This is a genomic window from Xenorhabdus sp. IM139775 (genome assembly GCF_028598745.1).
Taxonomy (GTDB): Bacteria; Pseudomonadota; Gammaproteobacteria; order Enterobacterales; family Enterobacteriaceae; genus Xenorhabdus.
This window is the reverse complement of record NZ_JAQRFK010000007.1, coordinates 12975-34256: the sequence shown is the minus strand read 5'-3', so window position 1 is coordinate 34256 and position 21282 is coordinate 12975. Positions and strand designations below refer to the sequence as shown.

The following is a 21282-nucleotide window of genomic DNA, read 5'->3' as shown; positions in this document are numbered from 1 at the left end:
GCTGCCGGATGTCCCCGGCGTCAACCTGTGTCAGGGCGTTGCCTAACTGCGGCTCATAGTGGTGGGTGACTGTATTGCCCAGCGGATCGGTGATCTGGTCGGGCAACGGGCTGTCCTGCTGATAATGGGCGTGATAGGTCCGCCCGCCACAGGTGGTCGATATCACCCGATGCAGGCTGTCGAATTCGCGGGTTCCCAGGATAATATCGCCGACCTGAATCTGCGTCACCAGGTTGCCCGGGCTGAACGGGGCGTAGGATTTTTGGATCACCGTGCCGTCGCTGTGCCGGATGCGGGAAACCCGGCCAAACAGGTCATAGCTGTATTCGGTTTTTTGCCCCGAGGGGTCAACGGTAGCCCGTAACCGGCCCAGGCCGTCATACTGATGCTGTTGCTGGCTGTATTGTTTGCCCTGGCTGTCATAGAGGGTGGTGGTGACCGGCTGGTGACGCAGGTCATACACCACGCTGCAACGACTGAACAGTACCCCTTCCGCCTGCCGGGTTATCTGCGCCGTGCGGGTGACCGGATCATAATCGTGCTGGATAAGCTCGCCCGTGTCCCGGATAACCCGGTGGATGTGTCCCCAGTCATCGTATTCAAAACGCTGCTGCACCGCCACCGGCACCGGCACCACCGGGGTCTGGCCAGTGGCGTTTCCCACCGGCAGCCAGTCATAATGGGTCTGGCTGATCACCCGTCCCCAACTGTCCCGCGCCGTGTCAGACAGTGACCGCCAGCCCCCGGCTTCCTGTCCCTTCTCCAGCACCGCCTGCCGGCACGGTTGCCCCAGCCCGTCAAAGTGCACGCGCGCCTGGTTGCCCCACACATCGGTTTTCGTGGTGGTCACCGCCCCCTTTTCTTTTTCTTCATCTTCAATGGCATAGGCATACTGCACCTGTTGGGCATAGTCGGTATGCGCATTGCTGGCCTGCGTGAGGAGCCGGCCAAGGTGATCATAGTCATACGCGCCGTGCATTTCTGGCTATCCACTTCATGCCACAGCTGGCCGCTGACCTGCGATTGCCGGCGCTGGGCCGTCCGGCTGAGCCGGTCATGCCCGATCCATTGGGTGCTTTTGACCAGCGCCTCCCCTTCAAGCGCATAGCGGAAGGTTTGGCTACTCGTCCAGGCCTTGCCGGCGGCCAGCCCGTCTTCCGGCAGGGCATGTTTTGTCCCGTCAATGCGCTGGACGCGCCCGTGATCGGGGGAATTCACGTCATTCACGTAGCAGATATGGCTTTCATGCAGCAACCGGCCGGCGCCATACTCGCCCTGATAGGTACAGACCACCGCATCGTCACTAGGCGCACCGGGGAGCGTCGGTAACGTCCCATAGCGATAAACGGTTTGATGCACCGGCGCATCCTCATGGCTCCCCGCCGGTGAGGCCCTGCCCGGGGTGACCGTTTTGGATTTGACAAAACGCACAAAATCCTGCCGGGTCGCCGGGCTGCCACCGGCTTTTTTGTCTTTCTTGTCTTTCTTGTCTTTCTTGTCTTTCCTGCCGGCCTCGCCGGCCGGGTAATAGACCCAGTCCGTGCGGGTGCCGTCCGGCGTTATCTGCACGGTCGGGTTCCCTGCTTCATCGAACTCCGTCTGCATCACCTCCCCGTCAGGGGCATCATTAAAGCTGACCGTGGCCGTTTTAGGCATCTGGAACTGGGGCGGTTGTTCCTTAAACGAATGCCCCACCCGGGCATAATAGTCCGTCTGGTGCACCCGCTTGCAGCCGTTCTGCTCCGTGGTTTCGCTCACCAGCAGGTGGTATTGGTTATAACGCCGGGTAATATGGCGTTGTGATGTCCCGTTATCCCAGTGTTCCGTCGAGCCATACCGGTAATCACTCAGGGTACCGTAAAGGTAGTCCTCATCCGGGTGCCAGCGCCCCTTCGCGCCGTGACCGAGAAAGTTCGCCCCGGTGTATTCATAGGTGCGCACAATCTCAGGGCCGTGGCCGGGAAATTGCGTGTAGCGGGTGACATACGGTAAATACGACAGCGGTGCCCCGTCAGGAAACCGGTGACCCCGGGCGAGATAATTCACCTGCTCCGTCAACCCGGTCGGGGAAGCGATCCGGGTTAAGAACCGGCTCTCGGGGTCATACCCCAGCGCCCAAACCAGCGGTTTATCGCCCGGGGTCTCTTTTTGCACCCGGCTCACCCGGTCGTTCTTAAACTGCACCCGGATCGTGTAAGCCTCCGTCGTCCCCGGCCAGACCGAGAAACGGGTGTAACTGCCGGTTTCATAGTGCACGTTCAACAACACCCGCCCGGTGTCATCCGTGATCGCCGTCAGGCCCTGGACAGCCCCCACATGATGATCCCATGCCAAGGTCAGGGCATGCCCCAGCGGGCTGATTATCCGGGTCGGCACCTTGAGGCTGTAGGCATTGTCCGGCCCGGTCAGCACCTCCACCGTGCCGGACTTGTGGATCACGCGGTAGACATTCTGGGCCACATCCTTTTCAAACCGCACCACATCCTGCTTATACTGTTTCAGGTAGACGGCATCCGCGTATTCATCCACCTTATAGCGCTCGCCGGTGGACAGGCTTAACACCCGTTGCTGGCGGTCATACTGGGTCAGCCCCAGGGAAAAACCGATACCGAACCCGCGGTTGCCGCTATTCAGCGGGCTGTACGCCAGTGCGATGGTCTGGGCCGGGCCAAGGTGATGATTGCCGGTTAACTGGGCAATCAGCAGGGTATACGTAAACAGGCCGGTACGGGGATCGACGCTGCCGGCGGCCGCACTTTGGAAATTGTGGGCCTGCGAGAAAAAATCATTCTGCATTTTGCTGCCTCACTTTTTGATTTTATGGGGAAATGGGTTTTTCTCATTTCATCAATAAAGGATGTGCAAGAAAAACTCGTTACGGCAACGGGCAAAAAAACGTTATATAGAGAGCAAACATTCTCGTTTATTTAAGCAGTAACTATCCCAGATTCAATATGTAATCTCTTTAAGGCGAAATTTTATCTTTAAGATGAATTTTGGCTTTTTCGTCGTTATTATCATTTCGTGGCTCCACAAGAAATGTCCCTGTATTTCCATATTGATCATAAATGGTAATATAAAAATCATCATACCAAGTATCCTGTATTCTAGGATTATTAGAAAGAGAAATAAGAGTTATTATAGTAAAACAAAGCGAGTCAATTTTTTGTCCAATTTCGATTTCTAAATCATGATCAATAGACAGTCCAAACCAATCAGTTCGGCCTATGGAAACTTTCCTTGGTTTTCCTAGAGACCAAAGGAAATGTGCAAAATAAAAAACAGTTACAATCGGAAAATTATCATGATAAAGCTGATGAACTTTATCAACATATCCCCCTTAATCGTCTAATTTTATAATACGTCGTTTTTCATAGAGATCATGCGAATCTTTTATTGTTACATATGTATTAGACTGGGCCCAATTAAAGCCATTTTTTAAATCTTCTATATGTGAATCGACTAATTCAGTCTCCATATCTAGATCAGATACCATATAAAGCATTTCAGCTTTAGCGTTAAGTTGGATACATGAATCAAATTCTTTTCCATATGCAGAAGAGTATTTTGTGTTATCTGGTGCCACTACCAAGGCCGCCACTTGTTTTATTTTATTCGCTGCCGCAGGTGAGCAGTATAGATAAAAAGTCACTTTACTGAATTTATAATTGCCATTTTCCTCATAATGAGTAAAAGATGAAATTCCTGGCGTTGCAGTAAATTCATTAATTCATCCGTATAAGCCCAGGTAAAATTACTGCTTTCCGCTGCCTGCCAGCTCAACTTTTCCCCTGTGTCATAATCAATAAGCCAAGTATGCTGTAAAAGAATCTTACTTGGAACTAATACCTGATTATTATCAGAATCAGTGCCTTGAATATAAACATCGACAATCACCCTGTTTCTTCCGTTAGCAAAGATACCGGCCTCATTACTTACCTGACGTAATTTTATCCTCAATACAGTTAGCCCATGCCAAGTTCCAGATTGATCGTTATCTTGAGAATTTTTCATATATTTTTCCTCTAACTTAATAAAATCATTGACGAAATAACAATAGATATTAGAATGTCGCCTTATTAACAACAACTCGTTACATTAAATTTCAATAAGTTAATAACTGGAAGATTTCCCTCTATTTATAAAAATTAAATATATTTATACTTTACCAAAAAATCCATTTTAAATACTTTCAGTTATAAGTCACAAGCGACTCACGCAATGGCCTTTAGAGTATAAATATAGTCAAAACGGCCAGATTTTCCAGTGGTGAAAAAGCCTATTTACCATATTCTCTTATATACTAATGTTTATTTCATCATATAAATAAAAATAGATAAATTAATCTTGATTTAAATGAGAAGAAAAAATGGGTCAGTTTATTTTTCATAATGATAATTAAACATAAATCCAATCTATCTCTATAAAACCTTTATAGTAAGATAAATTAGATTTAATCGGTATTATTCCTGATTTATAAGAAAATAGTATGTATTTTATTTATCCTCAATAGATAAAAGTATGCGATGTCACCCAATGTAACTGGAGGAAAATAGTTTGGTTAACAGAAAATCGGGGATTCTTTGGTAAGATACCGCTGCCGCAGTAAACATTTATCTACAGCAGAAGCAATAACATCAGCGATCTGAGCAGAGGTTTTTAATGCCCTGATCTGCATAAATAACGCATCTGCTTCACGATACTCTTTACGCAAATACCCTGACCATTGCTTGATTCGGGCAACGTGATACAGCCCCGTATCACCCTGTTTTTCCAGATAAGTGTATTTTTGCAATAACTTGAGTACGCCACTCCACGGCATCTTTGGTTCGTTATATTTAATCACCCGACTTAAATTTGGCGTATGCAGTGCACCACGGCCGATCATCACAGCATCACATCCTGTCGTGTTGATACACGCCTGAGCACTTTGCCAATCCCAAATTTCGCCGTTGGCAATGACAGGAATAGAAAGGCGACGCCGGATCTCGCCTATCGCCTCCCAGTTGATACGCTCTGCCTTATAACCATCTTCTTTGGTTCGTCCATGCACAACCAGTTCAGTCGCACCCGCCTGCTGGACTGCATCCGCAATCTCAAACTGGCGTGAATCAGAATCCCATCCCAGACGTACTTTTACCGTTACCGGCAGATGGGCGGGCACCGCTTCACGCATGGCCTTGGCACCCTGATAGATGAGTTCGGGATCTTTCAATAAGGTAGCCCCACCACCACTGCCATTCACCGCCTTGGAAGGGCAGCCACAGTTCAGGTCAATACCCCATGATCCCAGCTCAACCGCCCTGACCGCGTTTTCTGCCAACCATGAAGGATGTTGCCCCAGAAGCTGAACCCTGACCGGTGTTCCCGACGGTGTGCGACCCTGATGACGCAGCTCAGGGCACAGCCGGTAAAAAGATTTTACCGGCTGTAAGCTGTCAACCACACGCAGGAATTCTGTGATACACAGGTCATATTCATTGACTTCACTCAACAATTCCCTGACCAGAGAATCCAAGACACCTTCCATCGGCGCCAGCAAAACGCGCATGGATTACTCTCCCGACGACGCCGCACGTGGTGCTTTGGTGCTGATCCGTTGACGACGTTGACGCGATGGTGTCCCTTGGTTACGTGGACGATCACCATTTTGGTTCACATGATCTGATTTGGCATGACCTTGCTTGCCATTGCTACATTGACTGCGGGGCTGTTCACTACGTGAATGATTATCGCGAGAACTGTTACCCCACGGGCTATTGCCATGAGAATGGTTTTCACCAGAGCCATTTCTCCGAGAACTGTTGTCACGTGGGCTGTTGTGACTCTGTGACTTGTTGTTATCACGCGAATGGTTGTTACCGCGTGAAGGGTTGCCACGATCATTGCGCCCATTCTGAATAGGTTCTGCCTTGATAGAAGGATCAGGTTCATAACCCTGAATGGCAATGCGCGGAATTTCTCGCTTCAATAAGCGCTCGATATCTTTCAGCAGCTTGTGTTCATCGACACACACCAGTGACAGTGCCTGCCCAGTCGCATCTGCACGCCCGGTACGGCCAATGCGGTGCACATAATCTTCGGCAACGTTTGGCAATTCATAGTTGACGACATGTGGCAATTGATCAATGTCCAGTCCACGCGCCGCGATATCTGTGGCGACCAACGCACGGATGTTCCCTGTCTTGAAATCAGCCAGCGCACGGGTTCTCGCTCCCTGACTCTTGTTACCGTGGATCGCTGCGGCAGTCACACCATCTTTATTCAACTGTTCCGCCAGCCGGTTTGCCCCATGTTTGGTTCGGGTAAATATCAATACCTGCTGCCAGTTCTGGCTGCCGATCATGTAAGAGAGCAATTCACCCTTACGCTTTTTGTCCACAAAATGGACGGATTGTTCAATCTGTTCAGAGGCCGAATTACGCCGTGCCACTTCTACGCTTACGGGTTCTTTCAGCAACTTATTGGCGAGGCTTTTAATTTCATCGGAGAATGTCGCAGAAAAGAGTAAATTTTGGCGTTTTGCTGGCAGTTTGTTCAGAACACGACGAATATCGTGAATAAAACCCATGTCCAGCATGCGATCGGCTTCATCCAACACCAGAATTTCAACGTGGGAAAGATCGACTGCATTCTGGTGCTCTAAATCCAACAAACGCCCGGGGGTTGCAACCAGAATATCTACCCCGCCACGCAGCTTCATCATCTGTGGATTAATGCTGACACCACCAAAGACAACAAACGAACGTAATCTGAGATGTTTGCTGTAATCACGTACATTTTCACCCACCTGAGCCGCCAGCTCTCTGGTCGGGGTTAAAATCAATGCCCTAACCGGGCGGCGACCTTTTCCTTGGGTCGGGAATTCACTCAAAAGTTGCAGGATAGGCAACGTAAATCCTGCTGTTTTGCCTGTGCCTGTCTGGGCACTGGCCAGTAGATCTTTGCCGGATAACACAACAGGAATGGCCTGCTGCTGAATAGGGGTAGGTTCCACGTAGCCTTGCTCTTCGACGGCACGCAAAATATCAGCTTTCAAGCCGAGGGACTCAAAATTCATAAATAAGAAATACTCCAGACTTCACCATTCCTGATATCAATTCAGGGGCAGTTTTATGGGAAGAAAACAGACGCGATAAAACGCAGAGAAATTACACAAACTGCAATGTGCCATAATAATAACGTGGGATTATAACAGATATGTCTTTCCACGCAGACCTAAAGAAACCAATAAATTAAATAAAAACCGGCTGAATCGCTTTCGCCATAGAAAGTGAGTGAAAACAGGCGGATTATTTTTTATGGACGTCTATTAAAAAGACAATTTGTGTCAACTTTACTTCGAATGACTTTAGCCTTAAAGTTAATCATACGATTGATATATTTTTTGGCATTCCCGAAAATTCTTTGTAACAGGAAATAGTTAAACATGGCAGCGAAGACAGCTCAGACATTACGGGGCGAACAAGCCAAGCAACAACTGCTCGAAGCAGCAATAGAAATCTTTGGCAAATCAGGCCTGGATGGTGCAACCACCCGCAACATTGCCCAACGTGCACAGCAAAATATTGCCGCCATCGCCTACTATTTCGGTTCCAAAGAAGGATTATACCTCGCAGTCGTGCAACATATTGCCGATAAGCTGAAATCGGAGTTTTCCCCGCTCATTGAAGTGATTGACCGTTTTTTCGATGAAACGCCGAAACCCTATCCACAAGACCAGATACTGGCATTGATTCATCAGGGCATGGTGAGCTATAACCGGCTGATTTTTGAGAAAAGCAGTATCAATATCAGTCGGATCATGTCCCATGAACAATTGACACCCACAGAGGCTTACAGTGTCATGCACGAACAGGGACTCGCCCCCATCTATTCCCGGCTGAATAAACTCATCGCCAATTATATCGGCGCAGATGAACGCCACATTTCAACCCAGATCCACACCCATGCCTTATTGGGTGAGATCCTGTCTTTTCGTCTGGCCAGGGAAGCCTTACTACGCCAGACAGGATGGGACAATATTGGTGCCAAGGAATACGAATTAATCAATCAGGTTTTATCTCAACACATCAATTTATTGCTTGATGGATTAAGAAAGAAATCATAAGACGAAAACAGCTTATTATCTCCCCTATTCTGTGGGGAGGGTATCCATTGAACAAGGCATAAGGGATAGTATGAACAGTAAAAAGTTTGCTCTTGCCCTATTGGCGCTCATTGTTGTTATCGGTGCGATTGTTGGTATCTACTATTATCAGGAACAAAATAGCAGGGAGTTGACCCTGTATGGCAATGTCGATGTCAGGTCTGTCAATCTGGGTTTTCGAGTGGCAGGTAAGCTGGCTTCCCTACACGTGGACGAAGGTGATGCCATTACGGTCGGTCAGGCGCTGGGTCGCCTTGATGATGCCCCCTTTATTAATGCCTTGAATCAGGCCAAAGCAGCCCGTGATGTCGCCAGGGCAAATCTTGCCAAGGCGAAAGCGGGTTATCGCAGTGAGGAGATCGCTCAGGTACGTTCTGAAGTGGCGCAAAAAGAGTCAGCATTTCGTTTTGCCGACAGTTTCCTGAAACGCCAGCAAGGTTTGTGGCAAAGCAAAACTATCTCAGCCAATGATCTGGAAAATGCCAGAACCGGACGCAATCAAGCACAGGCCGCTTACCAAGCGGCAAAAGATAAATTGCGGCAGTTCGAAACAGGTTATCGCTTGGAAGAAATTGCGGCGGCAAAAGCCCAGCTTATTCAGGCAGACGCTGCTGTAGCACAAGCTGAACTCAATCTGAAAGATACCCAACTCACCGCGCCATCAGCAGGGATGATCCTGACCAGGGCCATTGAGCCGGGCACCATGCTGGCGGCCGGCAATACGGTTTTTACTCTGTCACTCACCAACCCTGTTTGGATCAGGGCCTATATTGATGAGCCTAATCTCAATCAGGCTATCGCCGGACGGGAAATCCTGATTGATACCGATGGACGGAAAGATCAACCCTATCACGGCAAAATCGGTTTTGTTTCCCCGACCGCCGAATTTACCCCCAAAAATGTCGAAACGCCCGATTTAAGGACAGACTTAGTTTATCGCCTGAGGATCATTGTCCTCGATCCCGATGAAAGCCTGAAACAAGGGATGCCTGTCACCTTGCGTTTTGCCGATGCAAATTTAACCGAAGCCAGTCTTCCTGCAACAAATCTTACTAAAACAAGCAAATAAGGCGATCACATGACCAGTTCAGCTTATACGATAAAACTGAACGGCGTGGAGAAAACGTTTTCAGGATTGGACGTACCTGCTGTCTCTCATCTGCAAGCCGAAATTCAGGGCGGATCAGTGACGGGGCTTGTCGGTCCAGATGGCGCGGGAAAAACCACGCTGATAAGAATGTTGGCCGGTTTGTTGAAGCCTGATAGCGGCAACATTGAAATTATGGGGCTTGATCCCATCAAGGACAGTGTTCAAGTCCGTTCTGAACTCGGTTACATGCCGCAGAAATTTGGCTTATATGAAGATTTGACTGTCATGGAAAATCTCACTTTATATGCCGATCTCCGTGGGGTACTGGGTGAGGAGCGCATAACAACCTTTCAGAAGTTATTGACCTTTACGGACTTAACCCGTTTTACCGCACGGTTGGCGGGGAAATTATCCGGTGGCATGAAACAAAAACTGGGGCTGGCTTGTACCTTATTGGGTAGCCCAAAGGTTTTACTTCTGGATGAACCGGGCGTAGGTGTTGATCCCATCGCCCGTCGTGAATTATGGCAAATGGTACATGAGCTCGCTTCTGACGGTATGTTGATCCTGTGGAGTACCTCTTATCTGGATGAAGCTGAGTTATGTCGTGATGTTTTGTTGATGAATCGGGGTGAGTTGCTCTATCGCGGCCAGCCACAAGATTTAACGCAAGGGATTGCTGGCCGATCATTTTTGCTTGATGTCAAACAAGGTGCCCGTCGCAAAACGCTGCAACAAGCCCTCACCCTGCCCCAAGTGACGGATGGTGTCATTCAGGGGAAATATGTCCGCCTGATCTTGAAAGAACAAGCGGATAAAAACACATTACTCCAGCAAATCGGGCTGCCTGAGGGCAATATCTTCGATGCCGAACCGCGCTTTGAAGATGCCTTTATCGATTTATTGGGTGGCGGCCCGTCCCATCGCTCCGAATTAGCGGAGATCATGCCGCAAATTCCGCCAAACCCGACAGAAACCGTGATCGAAGCCCGTCACCTGACGAAAAAATTTGGCGATTTTGCGGCCACCGACCATGTGGATTTTCAGGTGAAACGGGGGGAAATTTTTGGCCTGTTAGGGCCGAATGGTGCCGGAAAATCAACGACCTTCAAAATGATGTGTGGCCTGATGATCCCTACTTCGGGTAAGGCACTGGTTCTGGGCATGGATTTAAAAACCGGTTCAGGCAAGGCTCGCCAGCGCCTTGGCTATATGGCGCAAAAATTCTCACTGTATGGCAACCTGACGGTTGAGCAAAATCTTAAGTTTTTTTCTGGTGTGTATGGGCTGAAAGGTCGCCATCAACAAGAAAAGATGACCGGCATGATCCATGCCTTCAATCTTGAGTCAATTTTATACCAAAAGACGGACAGCCTTCCGCTCGGATTTAAGCAGCGGCTCGCCCTTTCCTGCGCATTAATGCACGAGCCTGATATTCTGTTTTTGGATGAACCGACTTCGGGCGTTGACCCGCTGACCCGCCGCGAATTTTGGCTGCACATTAATGGCATGGTGGATAAAGGGGTAACCGTGATGGTCACCACCCATTTTATGGATGAAGCAGAATACTGTGACCGTATCGGGCTGGTATTTCGTGGCAAACTGATTGCAGCCGGCACGCCCGATGAACTGAAACAACTGGTCGCAACGGATGAGCGCCCGAATCCTTCCATGGAAGAGGCTTTTATCGATCTCGTGGTGAACTACGATAAGGAGCCGCAATGAGTCATTCTGAACAGGCAACCGCCCAGAAAGCGGTCAGTTTCTCATGGCGTCGCTTGAAAGCACTCTGTATCAAGGAGACTAAGCAGATTGTCCGTGATCCCAGCAGTGCGTTGATTGCAGTGGTTATCCCTTTGATGTTGCTGTTTATTTTTGGTTATGGCATTAATCTGGATTCCAGCAAACTTCGCCTCGGTATTTTAATGGAACAACAGAGCGAAGACGCCCGTGAGTTAGTGCATGTATTTACCGGATCGCCCTATATTGAGGCCACTATCAGCGACAACCGCCAGCTTTTAATCAAAAAAATGCAGGAAAACCAAATCCGGGGCATTATCGTCATCCCTGTCAATTTTGCTGCCCGGCTTGCCCGCGCAGGCAGCCACGCGCCCATTCAGGTGATCACCGATGGCAGTGAACCCAACACCGCGAATTTTGTTCAGGGTTATACCAAAGGCATCTGGCAAATTTGGTTACAACAACGAGGGCAAAATCGTGGGATATCGACCACACCCTTGATTGATACGGAAATTCGCTATTGGTTTAATCCCGCTGCCATCAGCCGGCATTTTCTCATTCCCGGGGCCATCTCAATTATCATCACCGTGGTAGGTGCCATTCTTACCTCACTTGTGGTCGCCCGTGAATGGGAGCGCGGAACCATGGAAGCGCTGCTTTCAACCCAAGTGACCCGCACCGAATTACTGCTCGCCAAATTATTGCCTTATCAAATACTGGGATCTTTTGTCATGGTACTTTGCATGATATTCACGGTATTTGTGCTGGGCGTTCCCTATCGCGGCTCACTCTGGCTATTGGCACTCGTCTCCAGCCTCTATCTGGCTACCGCCTTGGGGATGGGGTTACTGATTTCTACCCTGACACGCAATCAGTTCAATGCGGCGATGATCTCGCTCAATGCGGCGTTTTTACCTGCCATCATGTTGTCTGGTTTTGTGTTTGAGATAGACAGTATGCCTGTGCTTATTCAGGCTTCAACTTATGTCATACCTGCACGTTACTTCGTCAGCAGCCTACAGACACTCTTTCTGGCTGGCAATATTGGTACGGTATTGATGACCAACCTGCTCCTGTTAATCGCCAGTTCCATTGTCTTTATCGGCTTGACCGCGTGGAAAACCCGTCGGCATCTGGATTAAAAAGGAAAGCGCATGTTTTATCGTCTGTATACCCTCATCATGAAAGAGTTGCAGTCTCTTTTGAGAGAGCCACAAACACGGAATATTTTGATTTTGACCGTGATTATACAAATGATCCTGTTTCCGTGGGCAGCAACGCTGGAAGTCAAGAACGCCACCATAGCCATTTATAACGAGGATAAAGGGCAGGCATCGATTGAATTAACCCAACGGCTGGCAAAATCGAAAGCCTTCCCTGATGTTATTTTGCTGACCAGTTCGCAAGCCATCCGCCCGACGCTGGATAACCGTAAGGCGCTATTACTGGTGCGTTTTCCCCAAAATTTCAGTGCTAATCTCGCCAATCATCAGCCGGCTTCAATTCAGGTTTTGCTGGACGGGCGTAATTCAAACAGTGCTCAGATTGCTGCCAACTATATCCAGCAAATCGTGCTGGATTATCAGAAACAGTTATTGGGCAATAGCGCCAATTTCAATAACAGTGAGTTAATTATTCGTAACTGGTATAACGCGAATTTGGATTATAAATGGTTCGTTATACCGTCACTGGTTGCCATGATTACCACCATTGGCGTGCTCATCGTGACGGCACTGTCGGTCGCACGTGAGCGGGAACAGGGAACACTGGATCAATTGCTGGTTTCCCCATTGGCGACGTGGCAAATTTTCCTTGGCAAAGCCATTCCGGCGTTAGTTGTCGCGACGATGCAGGCAAGCATTGTGTTGCTGATTGGCACCCTGTTTTATCAAATTCCATTCGCCGGTTCATTGCTGCTATTTTATGGCTGCATGTTAATTTACGGATTATCTCTGGTGGGTTTCGGTCTGCTGATTTCTGCGGTCTGCTCCACCCAGCAACAAGCGTTTATTGGCGTATTTGTATTTATGATGCCCGCTATTCTGCTTTCTGGTTATATCTCTCCGGTTGAGAATATGCCGGTTTGGTTACAAGACATCACCTGGATTAACCCCATTCGACATTTTACGGATATCACCAAGCAAATTTATTTGAAAGGCGCGGATTTAGCGGTTATTTGGCCCAATTTATGGCCTTTGTTGGTCATTACGGCAACAACCGGAGGGATTGCTTATCGGTTGTTCCGTCGTCAAATTGCTTGATAACCCCTTTATTCAACATAACACTCTAACCAATAGGAAAGAGAACGGATATTGATAAAGTCTGCTCTCTTTCTTAATGTTTTTTAGGGAGTATCTAATTACTTCTCCTGAAATTTTGGCGCGCTTAATCAATGGAGGACTCATGGATACCGCTTTGTGGATTGCCAAACATCAACACCATAATATGGCTTTGTCCGAAGCCTTAAAGGCTCTTGATATTTTATTAGGTGGGTTAAAAAAGGTATAAATGAAATAAGTTCAAAGCATTACCAAATACCTGTAAATTTACACACTACTATTAGCAATTACTTGATAATGATAAATTACCTATTAATTGCTTTCCAAAGGAAATTTCGCTATCTTATGCCATCATTGGCTGTTCCATCACGTACTTAACCTTCAATATACTTTAACTTATAGCTATTGTTTGGTCTAATGGAATAAATAGATTTTTATCATAATGATATATTCAAGTTATGCGGGAACAGTAATCTATTACTTTAATATTTTTCATAAAATCAACTTTATAAAAAATAACATACATTAAAATACATCTAAACAACCATCATATAAACTCATTAATTAAGATAAATAATATGTCCATAGAAACTATTCTTAAAAATGCATCAAATCATTCAAGGAATTTATTTAACTTAAAGTCCGAAAACAAACTTTACTTAAGACCTGAGAGATTACCAGAACCCAAACGTCAATTTTATTCATTAGAAAATTGGCATATGAAGAAAGAACTGTTTTCAAGGACATTAAATGAAATTCCGATAACAAGTAATCCGTATGAAAGGAACAGTATTCTTCTTAGAGTACAAGGCAACAACAACGTGGGTAATTGTGATCAATTCTCATATATGGCTCTAGAATACTTAGTAGAAAACTCAAAATTTATTTTTGAGTTATACAAAAAGCCATTTAATATTTCACTTGTCAGTGTTTGTTCTAATTCAAATGATTTCGGTCATATTTTTGTGGTATTATCGAACAATTACCAACATCAATTGAATGAATTATTCAAACAGCATGAAAACTCAGAGGTATGGATATGCGATCCTTGGGCAAATATAGTTTGTCGTTCACATAAATATCCTTTTGAATGGAAAATTAAAATGCTAAAATGGCATGCACAAGAAAAATATTTATTCACACAGAAAGGAATTACTTCACCAACGAAACCACAGGTTTATCAATTAATGGAACTTAATAATAGTCATATAAATGTATCGTATAGTGAATTTATAGATTTTACTCACTACCCTATACGATAATAGATAGCGCATTTTATATGTTGATTATTCTTAAATAAAATACCAACGTGTAGAGCAAAACTTTTCTTCTCACAGGCAATCCAACGTTGCCTAAATGGTCGTTCCTAATATCGTTAATATCAGGGAAATTAGATGTTTTTTGGTGTTTAATTGTCTATAAGTAAAAAGCCCTGCTGGTGCAGGGCTTTTTATATTAAAGAATGATTAGATATATCAATAACTACCGACGATCACCCAGAATACGCAGCAACATCAAGAACAGGTTAATGAAGTCGAGATATAGCGTCAGTGCACCTGTAATCGAGTATCGGCGCAAGTTCTCTTTATCATTAACATCTAATTGCTCACCCATTTCTTTCAGCTTCTGGGTATCGTATGCTGTCAGGCCGGCAAAAACCACCACACCGATATAGGTGATTGCCCACATCAATGCCGAGCTTTTCAGCCAGATATTTAATAAAGAAGCCAGAACAATACCGATTAGCCCCATAAACAGGAAACTACCCATACCGCTCAGGCTACGCTTGGTGGTATAACCATAAATGCTCAATGCACCAAACATACCCGCTGAAATGACAAAAGTGCTGGCAATAGAACTACTGGTATAAGCCACAAAGATACTGGAAAGTGTCAACCCGGTCAGCATGGAGTACAGCATAAACAACCCAGTCGCCAGTGCGCCACTCATTTTATGCACCAAACCAGACAGGACAAATACCAATGCAAGCTGTGCAATGATTAAGCCATAGAAAACAATGGAGCTACTGAAAATAGCGTCTAAAAGATCAGGGGTATTTGCCACATACCATGCAACAAATGCTGTTAACAACAAGCCACAAGTCATCCAACCGTAGACTTGCGCCATGTACGTTTGTATACCAGAACCCGCTTTCTGAACAATCGAACCATTAGAACGTTGATATCGGTCCATGACGATTACCTTTTCATAACAATGTTTAGGGATTAAGAATGTTTAAAAATAAACAATCTACTCAAAAGTTATACATTAGCATAGAACATTAATAAAACCATCCGCCAATTAATGACTACTTCAGTGACATATTATTTATCTATCCCGTTACCAGCGCTTCACCGCGTCTTGATCACTCTGTCTCGCCCCTACCCAACGCTCTCCCTCTGCAAGGGATTCTTTTTTCCAGAATGGGGCCTGGGTTTTCAGATAGTCCATGATGAATTCCGTTGCCATAAAGGCCATATTGCGATGAGAACTGGTAACACCGACAAATACAATCTCCTCCCCCGGATACAATTCACCAATGCGATGAATAACACTGACGCGTTGCAGGGGCCAACGCTCGCGGGCTTCATCAACAATTTTCTGCAACATCTTTTCTGTCATGCCGGCATAATGTTCCAAGGTCAGTGCCTTAACATGATCGCCCAGATTATGGTTGCGAACCTTTCCGGTAAACGTCACAACCGCGCCATCTTCATCACATTGCGCGAGCCATTGATATTCTTCACCAACATTGAATGTCTCCCGCTGAACACTGATCCGCGTATGTTCCATTGTCATCCCCCCGTCACCGGCGGGAAAAAAGCCACTTCATCACCCTCATTCAAGGCATATCCTGCATGAGTAAAAGATTGATTCACGGCAGACAACACTTTACCTTCTTCCAATGCCAGCGCCCAGCGTTCCCCCTTTTCGGTCAGTGCATGACGCAGGTGTGCAACCGTTGGGTAGTCGCTAGGCAGTTCAAGTGAATCCGTACCCACCAATTCACGGACTTGCGCAAAAAACAGTACCTTTATCATGCCTCCACCTTAAAATTTCCTGATTTGCCACCCTTTTTTTCCAACAAACGCACAGGCCCGATGGCCATATCTTTTTGCACGGCTTTGCACATGTCGTAAATGGTCAAAGCCGCTACCGATGCCGCGGTCAGAGCCTCCATTTCCACACCGGTTTTCCCTGTTAAACGGCAACAGGATTCGATTCTGACCCGATTGTGTTCTGCTTGTGCTTCCAGTTGGACTTCAACTTTACTGAGCAGCAGTGGATGGCAAAGCGGGATTAATTCCCATGTCCGCTTCGCCGCCTGAATACCCGCAATACGGGCAGTCGCAAAAACATCCCCTTTGTGGTGATCGCCGGCAACAATCATGGCTAACGTTTCAGCCTGCATTGTCACAAATGCTTCTGCCCGTGCTTCACGCACCGTTTCTGCTTTGGCAGAAATATCCACCATATGCGCTTCACCCGCCGTATTGATATGGGTTAATTGAGACATGCTTTACTCCTGAAAAATTGCATCTGAAAAATAAACTTTGCCGCTAAGTTAGCCGCCAATAAAAGAAAGATTCGGGGTAATGCCGCTGTCACCCTGATGTAGAAAATGCGTTTCACGCTTATGGCGCAAGCCACCTTGAATACGTAGTTTCAACTCAGCAAGTGATGCGTCATCCGACAATAAATCACGCAATGGAATGCCCTGTTCACCAAACAGGCACAAATGCAAATTGCCGATGGCGGATATTCTCAGGCGATTGCAGCTTTGGCAAAAGTCTTTTTCATACGGCATGATAAGGCCAATTTCTCCCTGATAATCGGGATGACGGAAAACTTGAGCCGGCCCGTCACTCCGCGCACGTTGTTGCTGTTGCCACCCCTGTTGCAGCAGTTGATGACGGATCACTTCACCAGAAAGGTGATGGCGGTGAAAAATATCACTGCCCTCCCCCGTTTCCATCAGTTCAATAAAGCGCAACTGGATAGAACGCGGTTTAATCCAATCAAGAAAAGCGGGCAGGTTGGTATCATTCACATTCTTCATCAGCACGACATTCACTTTCACGGTGTTGAATCCCGCTTCAAAAGCCGCGTCAATACCTCGCATGATCTGGAAAAACTTATCTTGTCCGGTAATGGCGTAAAATTGACGGGGATCTAAACTATCAACACTCACGTTAATCGCGGTCAGGCCAGCCCGTTTCCATTGGGAAACGTTCCGCTCCATGCGGTAGCCGTTCGTTGTCACCGCAATTTTTTTGATTTGTGGGTTTTCATGAACCGCTGAGATAATGTCGCTGAAATCACGGCGTAGGGTAGGTTCTCCGCCTGTCAGTCGGATTTTTTCTGTGCCAAGTTCAGCAAATGCCCGGCTGACGCGACGAATTTCTGGCAGGGAAAGAAATGATTTGTGGCCATGAGGCCGATAGCCATCAGGCAGACAATAGGTGCAACGAAAGTTACACACATCGGTAATAGACAATCTCAAGTAATAGAACTTGCGCGAGAATACATCGACGAGTTGTTCCACAGTAACACCTTCCAAGTACGGGAGATGCCGGCATTTCTACCTTGCATCTTGGTGACTCAGGAGCCACGGCCAGAGCATCATATCAATGTGGTATCCATTTGATAGAACAGCGACTTAGACACAGAGGCTAGGAGTTAATATCCGTTAAATTTTTATATGAATCATTGCGCGGGAAGCGGTGCGCCAGCCGGAGATTCTAACGCTTAAAATAACAAAAAGCGAATGCCATAATCGATATCCATCTTATTATACAACGAGTTAACTAATGGTGATAACATCAGCTTCCGGCGATATTTCTGAACGCATCCTATTTTGTGATAGATTACATGCGATTTATTAAAGCCCTTACATTTAGCCAGTAACAGGAATCCTATGCGAAATCGCACATTAGCTGATTTGGATCGCGTTGTCGCCCTCGGCGGTGGTCATGGACTTGGACGCGTTATGTCTTCTCTTTCTTCCCTTGGCGCCCGCCTGACCGGCATAGTCACGACAACGGATAATGGCGGCTCAACCGGTAGAATACGCCGCTCGGAAGGTGGGATCGCGTGGGGCGATATGCGTAATTGCCTCAATCAGTTAATCACGGAACCCACCATCGCTTCTGCCATGTTTGAATATCGGTTCAGTGGCAACGGCGAATTATCTGGGCATAATTTAGGCAATTTGATGTTGAAAGCGCTGGACCATTTAAGTGTCCGCCCGCTTGAGGCGATTAACCTGATCCGCAACCTGCTGAAAGTCAATGCACAGTTGATTCCTATGTCCGAGCAGTCGGTTGATTTAATGGCTGTCGATGATCAAGGCAATACCGTGTATGGCGAAGTGAATATCGATCAGCTCAATTGTGTGCCACAGGAGCTATTGCTTTACCCTCATGTCAACGCCACGAAAGAAGCCCTGGATGCCATTGAGCAAGCCGATTTGATTTTGATCGGCCCCGGTAGTTTTTTCACCAGCCTGATGCCATTGTTGTTATTGGAAGATTTGACACAATCCCTGCGCCGCAGTAATGCAAACGTGATTTATATCGGTAACTTAGGGAAAGAACTCAGCCATGCCGCTGCCGGACTCTCGTTAAAAGATAAACTGGATATCATGGAGAACAAAATTGGCCGCAAGATGATTAACGCGCTGATTGTCGGCCCGCGTACTGATACCAGCCCTTTCAGCGACCGGATTGTGACCCAACAAGTTTTGGAAGCACAGGATATTCCTTACCGCCATGACCGTGAATTATTGCGTCAGGCCATTGAACATACCCTGCAACAATTGGGTTAGCTATTTCTGATTGGATATCACGTTCAAGATACCTTTATTATCTCCCCCCGCAGTGGGGAGATAATAAATGACTTTTGTCTTGCAAGCGGCAACTTGAAGTTTATCGGGTATATTTCAAATTAATGTTCAGGAATTGGCGATAAATTGTGCCCGCAATGCCTGAACCTGATCACGAATATTGGCCGCCTGTTCAAACTCAAGATCCCGTGCATATTGGTACATTTTCTCTTCCAGTTGACGGATTTTGTTCTCCAGCTCTTTCGCCGGCAAGTTGCGGTAATCATCCGTACCCAAGGAAGTTTTATTTTTTCCTCTCGCTTTCCCTTTGCCATTGACCGGCTGACCAATTTTCAAAATGTCACCGATTTTTTTGTTCAACCCTTGCGGTACAATGCCATTTTCTTCGTTAAATGCCTGCTGTTTAACACGGCGGCGCTCTGTTTCGTCAATGGCTTTCGCCATCGAATTTGTGATCCTATCGCCGTATAAAATGGCTTTACCATGCAGGTTACGCGCCGCACGGCCTATGGTCTGGATCAGGGAGCGCTCTGAACGCAGGAAACCCTCCTTATCGGCATCCAACACGGCAACAAGGGAAACTTCCGGCATATCCAAGCCTTCACGCAGTAGGTTAATGCCAACCAAAACATCAAATTCACCAAGACGAAGATCACGGATGATTTCTACCCGTTCGACGGTATCAATGTCGGAATGGAGATAACGCACGCGTTCACCATGCTCTTCCAAGTATTCGGTCAAGTCTTCCGCCATTCGTTTGGTTAAGGTTGTGACCAGCACGCGCTCATTTTTTGCCGCACGGATACGGATCTCAGACAGTAAATCATCCACCTGAGTTGCCACAGGGCGCACTTCAACGTCAGGGTCAATCAGCCCCGTCGGGCGCACAACTTGTTCAACCACTTCATGACCCGATTTTTCCAGTTCATAGTTGCCGGGCGTGGCAGAAACATAAATGGTTTGCGGAGCCAACGCCTCAAATTCCTCAAACCGCAGTGGACGGTTATCCAGCGCGGATGGCAAACGGAAACCATATTCCACCAATGTTTCCTTGCGGGAGCGATCCCCCCGGTACATGCCACCAATCTGGGGGATCGTCACGTGGGATTCATCCACCACCAGCAACCCCTCTGCCGGCAGGTAGTCAAACAATGTTGGCGGGGGTTCGCCGGCAGAACGCCCGGACAGATAACGGGAGTAGTTTTCAATGCCAGAGCAATAACCCAATTCATTCATCATTTCGAGATCAAATTGGGTTCGCTGGGTAATACGCTGCTCTTCCAGTAACTTATCTGACGACAACAGAACCTTGCGCCGTTGTTCCAGCTCCACTTTGATCTCTTCCATCGCCTGAAGGATACGTTCACGCGGGGTCACATAGTGGGTCTTGGGATAGATGGTATAGCGCGGCACCTCGTATTGAACCTGACCGGTCAGCGGATCAAACAGGGAAAGGCGCTCGACTTCATCATCAAACAATTCTACGCGCAAGGCGTGCTCATCCGATTCTGCGGGGAAAATATCAATCACTTCACCGCGCACCCGAAATGTTCCGCGCTGGAATGCCTGATCATTGCGGGTATATTGTAATTCTGCCAAACGATGCAAGATGGCACGCTGGTCAATTAACATGCCATGCGTCAAATGAAGCATCATTTTCAAATAGCTATCAGGATCACCCAAACCGTAAATCGCAGAAACCGAAGCCACCACGACGACATCACGACGTTCCAGCAAGGCTTTCGTTGCGGACAAGCGCATCTGCTCAATATGTTCATTGACTGAAGCGTCTTTTTCGATAAAGGTGTCGGAACTGGGCACATAGGCTTCAGGCTGGTAATAATCGTAATAGGAAACAAAATACTCCACGGCATTTTCAGGGAAGAACGCTTTCATTTCGCTATAAAGCTGTGCCGCCAATGTTTTATTCGGGGCAAGGATCATCGTGGGTCGATTTAAGTTTGCGATCACATTGGCAATCGTGAACGTTTTACCCGATCCCGTTACCCCCAGAAGTGTCTGATGGGCGAGTCCATCTTCCAGCCCTTCCTGCAATTGTCTGATGGCCGATGGCTGATCGCCCCCCGGTTTAAAATCAGAATGTAACTGAAATACCTTGTTCGTTTCTTTGCTCATTTTCCCCACGCCATCCGCATGTCCCCTATAAACGCCAAGTTGC

General features: G+C 47.0%; 21 protein-coding genes and 1 riboswitch. Of the genes, 10 read left to right on the top strand and 11 right to left on the bottom strand.

The genetic code is table 11. From position 1 onward, the window contains the following. The first annotated feature begins 58 nt into the window (after positions 1 to 58). Both PSI17_RS02670 and PSI17_RS02665 read left to right on the top strand, forming a co-directional pair. The gene (locus PSI17_RS02670; protein WP_273550477.1) at positions 59 to 364 is read left to right on the top strand and encodes a hypothetical protein; all 306 of its coding nucleotides are present in this window, start codon (positions 59 to 61) and stop codon (positions 362 to 364) included. A gap of 81 nt (positions 365 to 445) precedes the next feature. Then, the gene (locus PSI17_RS02665) at positions 446 to 733 is read left to right on the top strand and encodes a hypothetical protein (protein ID WP_273550476.1); all 288 of its coding nucleotides are present in this window, start codon (positions 446 to 448) and stop codon (positions 731 to 733) included. Positions 734 to 846: 113 nt separating this feature from the next. Here the strand turns inward: PSI17_RS02665 and PSI17_RS02660 are convergent, their stop codons facing one another. The 5 genes from PSI17_RS02660 to rhlE form a co-directional block, all read right to left on the bottom strand. Next, positions 847 to 2796 (bottom strand): hypothetical protein, encoded by a 1950-nt coding sequence (locus PSI17_RS02660; protein ID WP_273550475.1) that lies wholly within the window; start codon positions 2794 to 2796, stop codon positions 847 to 849. A gap of 544 nt (positions 2797 to 3340) precedes the next feature. Then, positions 3341 to 3586, bottom strand: a complete 246-nt coding sequence (locus PSI17_RS02655) for a hypothetical protein (RefSeq protein ID WP_273550474.1) — start codon at positions 3584 to 3586, stop codon at positions 3341 to 3343. A gap of 62 nt (positions 3587 to 3648) precedes the next feature. Next, positions 3649 to 4014, bottom strand: a complete 366-nt coding sequence (locus tag PSI17_RS02650; RefSeq protein WP_273550473.1) for a hypothetical protein — start codon at positions 4012 to 4014, stop codon at positions 3649 to 3651. A gap of 547 nt (positions 4015 to 4561) precedes the next feature. Then, complete coding sequence (dusC, locus tag PSI17_RS02645; RefSeq protein WP_273550472.1) at positions 4562 to 5551, bottom strand: tRNA dihydrouridine(16) synthase DusC; 990 nt, start codon at positions 5549 to 5551, stop codon at positions 4562 to 4564. Positions 5552 to 5554: 3 nt separating this feature from the next. Further along, positions 5555 to 7060: an ATP-dependent RNA helicase RhlE gene (rhlE, locus tag PSI17_RS02640; protein ID WP_273550471.1), complete on the bottom strand. Its 1506-nt coding sequence runs from the start codon at positions 7058 to 7060 to the stop codon at positions 5555 to 5557. 369 nt (positions 7061 to 7429) lie between these two features. Between rhlE and cecR the strand changes: the two genes are divergently transcribed. The 7 genes from cecR to PSI17_RS02610 all read left to right on the top strand — a co-directional run bounded on the left by cecR (position 7430) and on the right by PSI17_RS02610 (position 14520). Next, positions 7430 to 8110, top strand: a complete 681-nt coding sequence (gene cecR, locus PSI17_RS02635) for a transcriptional regulator CecR (protein ID WP_273550470.1) — start codon at positions 7430 to 7432, stop codon at positions 8108 to 8110. Positions 8111 to 8180: 70 nt separating this feature from the next. Then, complete coding sequence (gene hlyD / locus PSI17_RS02630) at positions 8181 to 9218, top strand: secretion protein HlyD (RefSeq protein WP_273550469.1); 1038 nt, start codon at positions 8181 to 8183, stop codon at positions 9216 to 9218. A 9-nt stretch (positions 9219 to 9227) separates the two neighbouring features. Continuing rightward, the gene (locus PSI17_RS02625) at positions 9228 to 10964 is read left to right on the top strand and encodes an ATP-binding cassette domain-containing protein (protein WP_273550468.1); all 1737 of its coding nucleotides are present in this window, start codon (positions 9228 to 9230) and stop codon (positions 10962 to 10964) included. Then, the gene (locus PSI17_RS02620) at positions 10961 to 12121 is read left to right on the top strand and encodes an ABC transporter permease (RefSeq protein WP_273550467.1); all 1161 of its coding nucleotides are present in this window, start codon (positions 10961 to 10963) and stop codon (positions 12119 to 12121) included. Before PSI17_RS02625 ends, PSI17_RS02620 begins: the two co-directional genes overlap by 4 nt. 12 nt (positions 12122 to 12133) lie before the next feature. Then, on the top strand, positions 12134 to 13240 hold the full coding sequence (locus PSI17_RS02615; protein WP_273550466.1) for an ABC transporter permease: 1107 nt from the start codon (positions 12134 to 12136) through the stop codon (positions 13238 to 13240). A 76-nt stretch (positions 13241 to 13316) separates the two neighbouring features. After that, positions 13317 to 13487, top strand: a complete 171-nt coding sequence (locus tag PSI17_RS17315) for a hypothetical protein (protein ID WP_337927200.1) — start codon at positions 13317 to 13319, stop codon at positions 13485 to 13487. A 349-nt stretch (positions 13488 to 13836) separates the two neighbouring features. Beyond that, positions 13837 to 14520: a hypothetical protein gene (locus PSI17_RS02610; RefSeq protein WP_273550465.1), complete on the top strand. Its 684-nt coding sequence runs from the start codon at positions 13837 to 13839 to the stop codon at positions 14518 to 14520. Positions 14521 to 14740: 220 nt separating this feature from the next. On the opposite strand, the gene PSI17_RS02605 is transcribed toward PSI17_RS02610, so the two are convergent. From PSI17_RS02605 to moaA, 5 genes are all read right to left on the bottom strand, one after another. Then, a complete protein-coding gene (locus PSI17_RS02605; RefSeq protein ID WP_273550464.1) occupies positions 14741 to 15451 on the bottom strand; it encodes a Bax inhibitor-1/YccA family protein in 711 nt (236 codons plus the stop codon). A 147-nt stretch (positions 15452 to 15598) separates the two neighbouring features. Continuing rightward, positions 15599 to 16051: a molybdopterin synthase catalytic subunit MoaE gene (moaE, locus tag PSI17_RS02600; protein ID WP_273550463.1), complete on the bottom strand. Its 453-nt coding sequence runs from the start codon at positions 16049 to 16051 to the stop codon at positions 15599 to 15601. A gap of 2 nt (positions 16052 to 16053) precedes the next feature. Then, entirely contained in the window at positions 16054 to 16299 is a 246-nt protein-coding gene (gene moaD, locus PSI17_RS02595) for a molybdopterin synthase sulfur carrier subunit (RefSeq protein WP_273550462.1), read from the bottom strand. Further along, a complete protein-coding gene (gene moaC / locus PSI17_RS02590; RefSeq protein WP_273550461.1) occupies positions 16296 to 16775 on the bottom strand; it encodes a cyclic pyranopterin monophosphate synthase MoaC in 480 nt (159 codons plus the stop codon). Before moaC ends, moaD begins: the two co-directional genes overlap by 4 nt. A gap of 48 nt (positions 16776 to 16823) precedes the next feature. Next, positions 16824 to 17804, bottom strand: coding sequence for a GTP 3',8-cyclase MoaA (gene moaA, locus PSI17_RS02585; protein WP_273550460.1), 981 nt, complete (start codon positions 17802 to 17804; stop codon positions 16824 to 16826). Continuing rightward, a riboswitch (molybdenum cofactor riboswitch) is annotated at positions 17794 to 17950 on the bottom strand. (Overlaps the previous gene by 11 nt.) A gap of 226 nt (positions 17951 to 18176) precedes the next feature. On the opposite strand from moaA, the gene yvcK reads away from it, so the two are divergent. Then, positions 18177 to 19085 carry a uridine diphosphate-N-acetylglucosamine-binding protein YvcK gene (yvcK, locus tag PSI17_RS02580; RefSeq protein ID WP_273550459.1) on the top strand — a complete coding sequence of 303 codons (909 nt, stop codon included), beginning with the start codon at positions 18177 to 18179 and terminating at the stop codon, positions 19083 to 19085. A 126-nt stretch (positions 19086 to 19211) separates the two neighbouring features. On the opposite strand, the gene uvrB is transcribed toward yvcK, so the two are convergent. Next, complete coding sequence (gene uvrB, locus PSI17_RS02575) at positions 19212 to 21239, bottom strand: excinuclease ABC subunit UvrB (protein ID WP_273550458.1); 2028 nt, start codon at positions 21237 to 21239, stop codon at positions 19212 to 19214. Positions 21240 to 21282 lie beyond the last annotated feature (43 nt).

Excerpts from the sequence above, each read along its gene's own strand:
- dusC (WP_273550472.1), bottom strand. The coding sequence starts at position 5,551 with ATGCGCGTTTTGCTGGCGCCGATGGAAGGTGTCTTGGATTCTCTGGTC.
- PSI17_RS02605 (WP_273550464.1), bottom strand. The coding sequence starts at position 15,451 with ATGGACCGATATCAACGTTCTAATGGTTCGATTGTTCAGAAAGCGGGT.
- moaD (WP_273550462.1), bottom strand. The coding sequence starts at position 16,299 with ATGATAAAGGTACTGTTTTTTGCGCAAGTCCGTGAATTGGTGGGTACG.
- cecR (WP_273550470.1), top strand. The coding sequence starts at position 7,430 with ATGGCAGCGAAGACAGCTCAGACATTACGGGGCGAACAAGCCAAGCAA.
- PSI17_RS02625 (WP_273550468.1), top strand. The coding sequence starts at position 9,228 with ATGACCAGTTCAGCTTATACGATAAAACTGAACGGCGTGGAGAAAACG.
- uvrB (WP_273550458.1), bottom strand. The coding sequence starts at position 21,239 with ATGAGCAAAGAAACGAACAAGGTATTTCAGTTACATTCTGATTTTAAA.
- PSI17_RS02610 (WP_273550465.1), top strand. The coding sequence starts at position 13,837 with ATGTCCATAGAAACTATTCTTAAAAATGCATCAAATCATTCAAGGAAT.
- PSI17_RS02620 (WP_273550467.1), top strand. The coding sequence starts at position 10,961 with ATGAGTCATTCTGAACAGGCAACCGCCCAGAAAGCGGTCAGTTTCTCA.
- PSI17_RS02615 (WP_273550466.1), top strand. The coding sequence starts at position 12,134 with ATGTTTTATCGTCTGTATACCCTCATCATGAAAGAGTTGCAGTCTCTT.
- rhlE (WP_273550471.1), bottom strand. The coding sequence starts at position 7,060 with ATGAATTTTGAGTCCCTCGGCTTGAAAGCTGATATTTTGCGTGCCGTC.
- moaE (WP_273550463.1), bottom strand. The coding sequence starts at position 16,051 with ATGGAACATACGCGGATCAGTGTTCAGCGGGAGACATTCAATGTTGGT.
- PSI17_RS02650 (WP_273550473.1), bottom strand. The coding sequence starts at position 4,014 with ATGAAAAATTCTCAAGATAACGATCAATCTGGAACTTGGCATGGGCTA.
- hlyD (WP_273550469.1), top strand. The coding sequence starts at position 8,181 with ATGAACAGTAAAAAGTTTGCTCTTGCCCTATTGGCGCTCATTGTTGTT.
- moaC (WP_273550461.1), bottom strand. The coding sequence starts at position 16,775 with ATGTCTCAATTAACCCATATCAATACGGCGGGTGAAGCGCATATGGTG.
- PSI17_RS02660 (WP_273550475.1), bottom strand. The coding sequence starts at position 2,796 with ATGCAGAATGATTTTTTCTCGCAGGCCCACAATTTCCAAAGTGCGGCC.
- yvcK (WP_273550459.1), top strand. The coding sequence starts at position 18,177 with ATGCGAAATCGCACATTAGCTGATTTGGATCGCGTTGTCGCCCTCGGC.
- PSI17_RS17315 (WP_337927200.1), top strand. The coding sequence starts at position 13,317 with ATGTTTTTTAGGGAGTATCTAATTACTTCTCCTGAAATTTTGGCGCGC.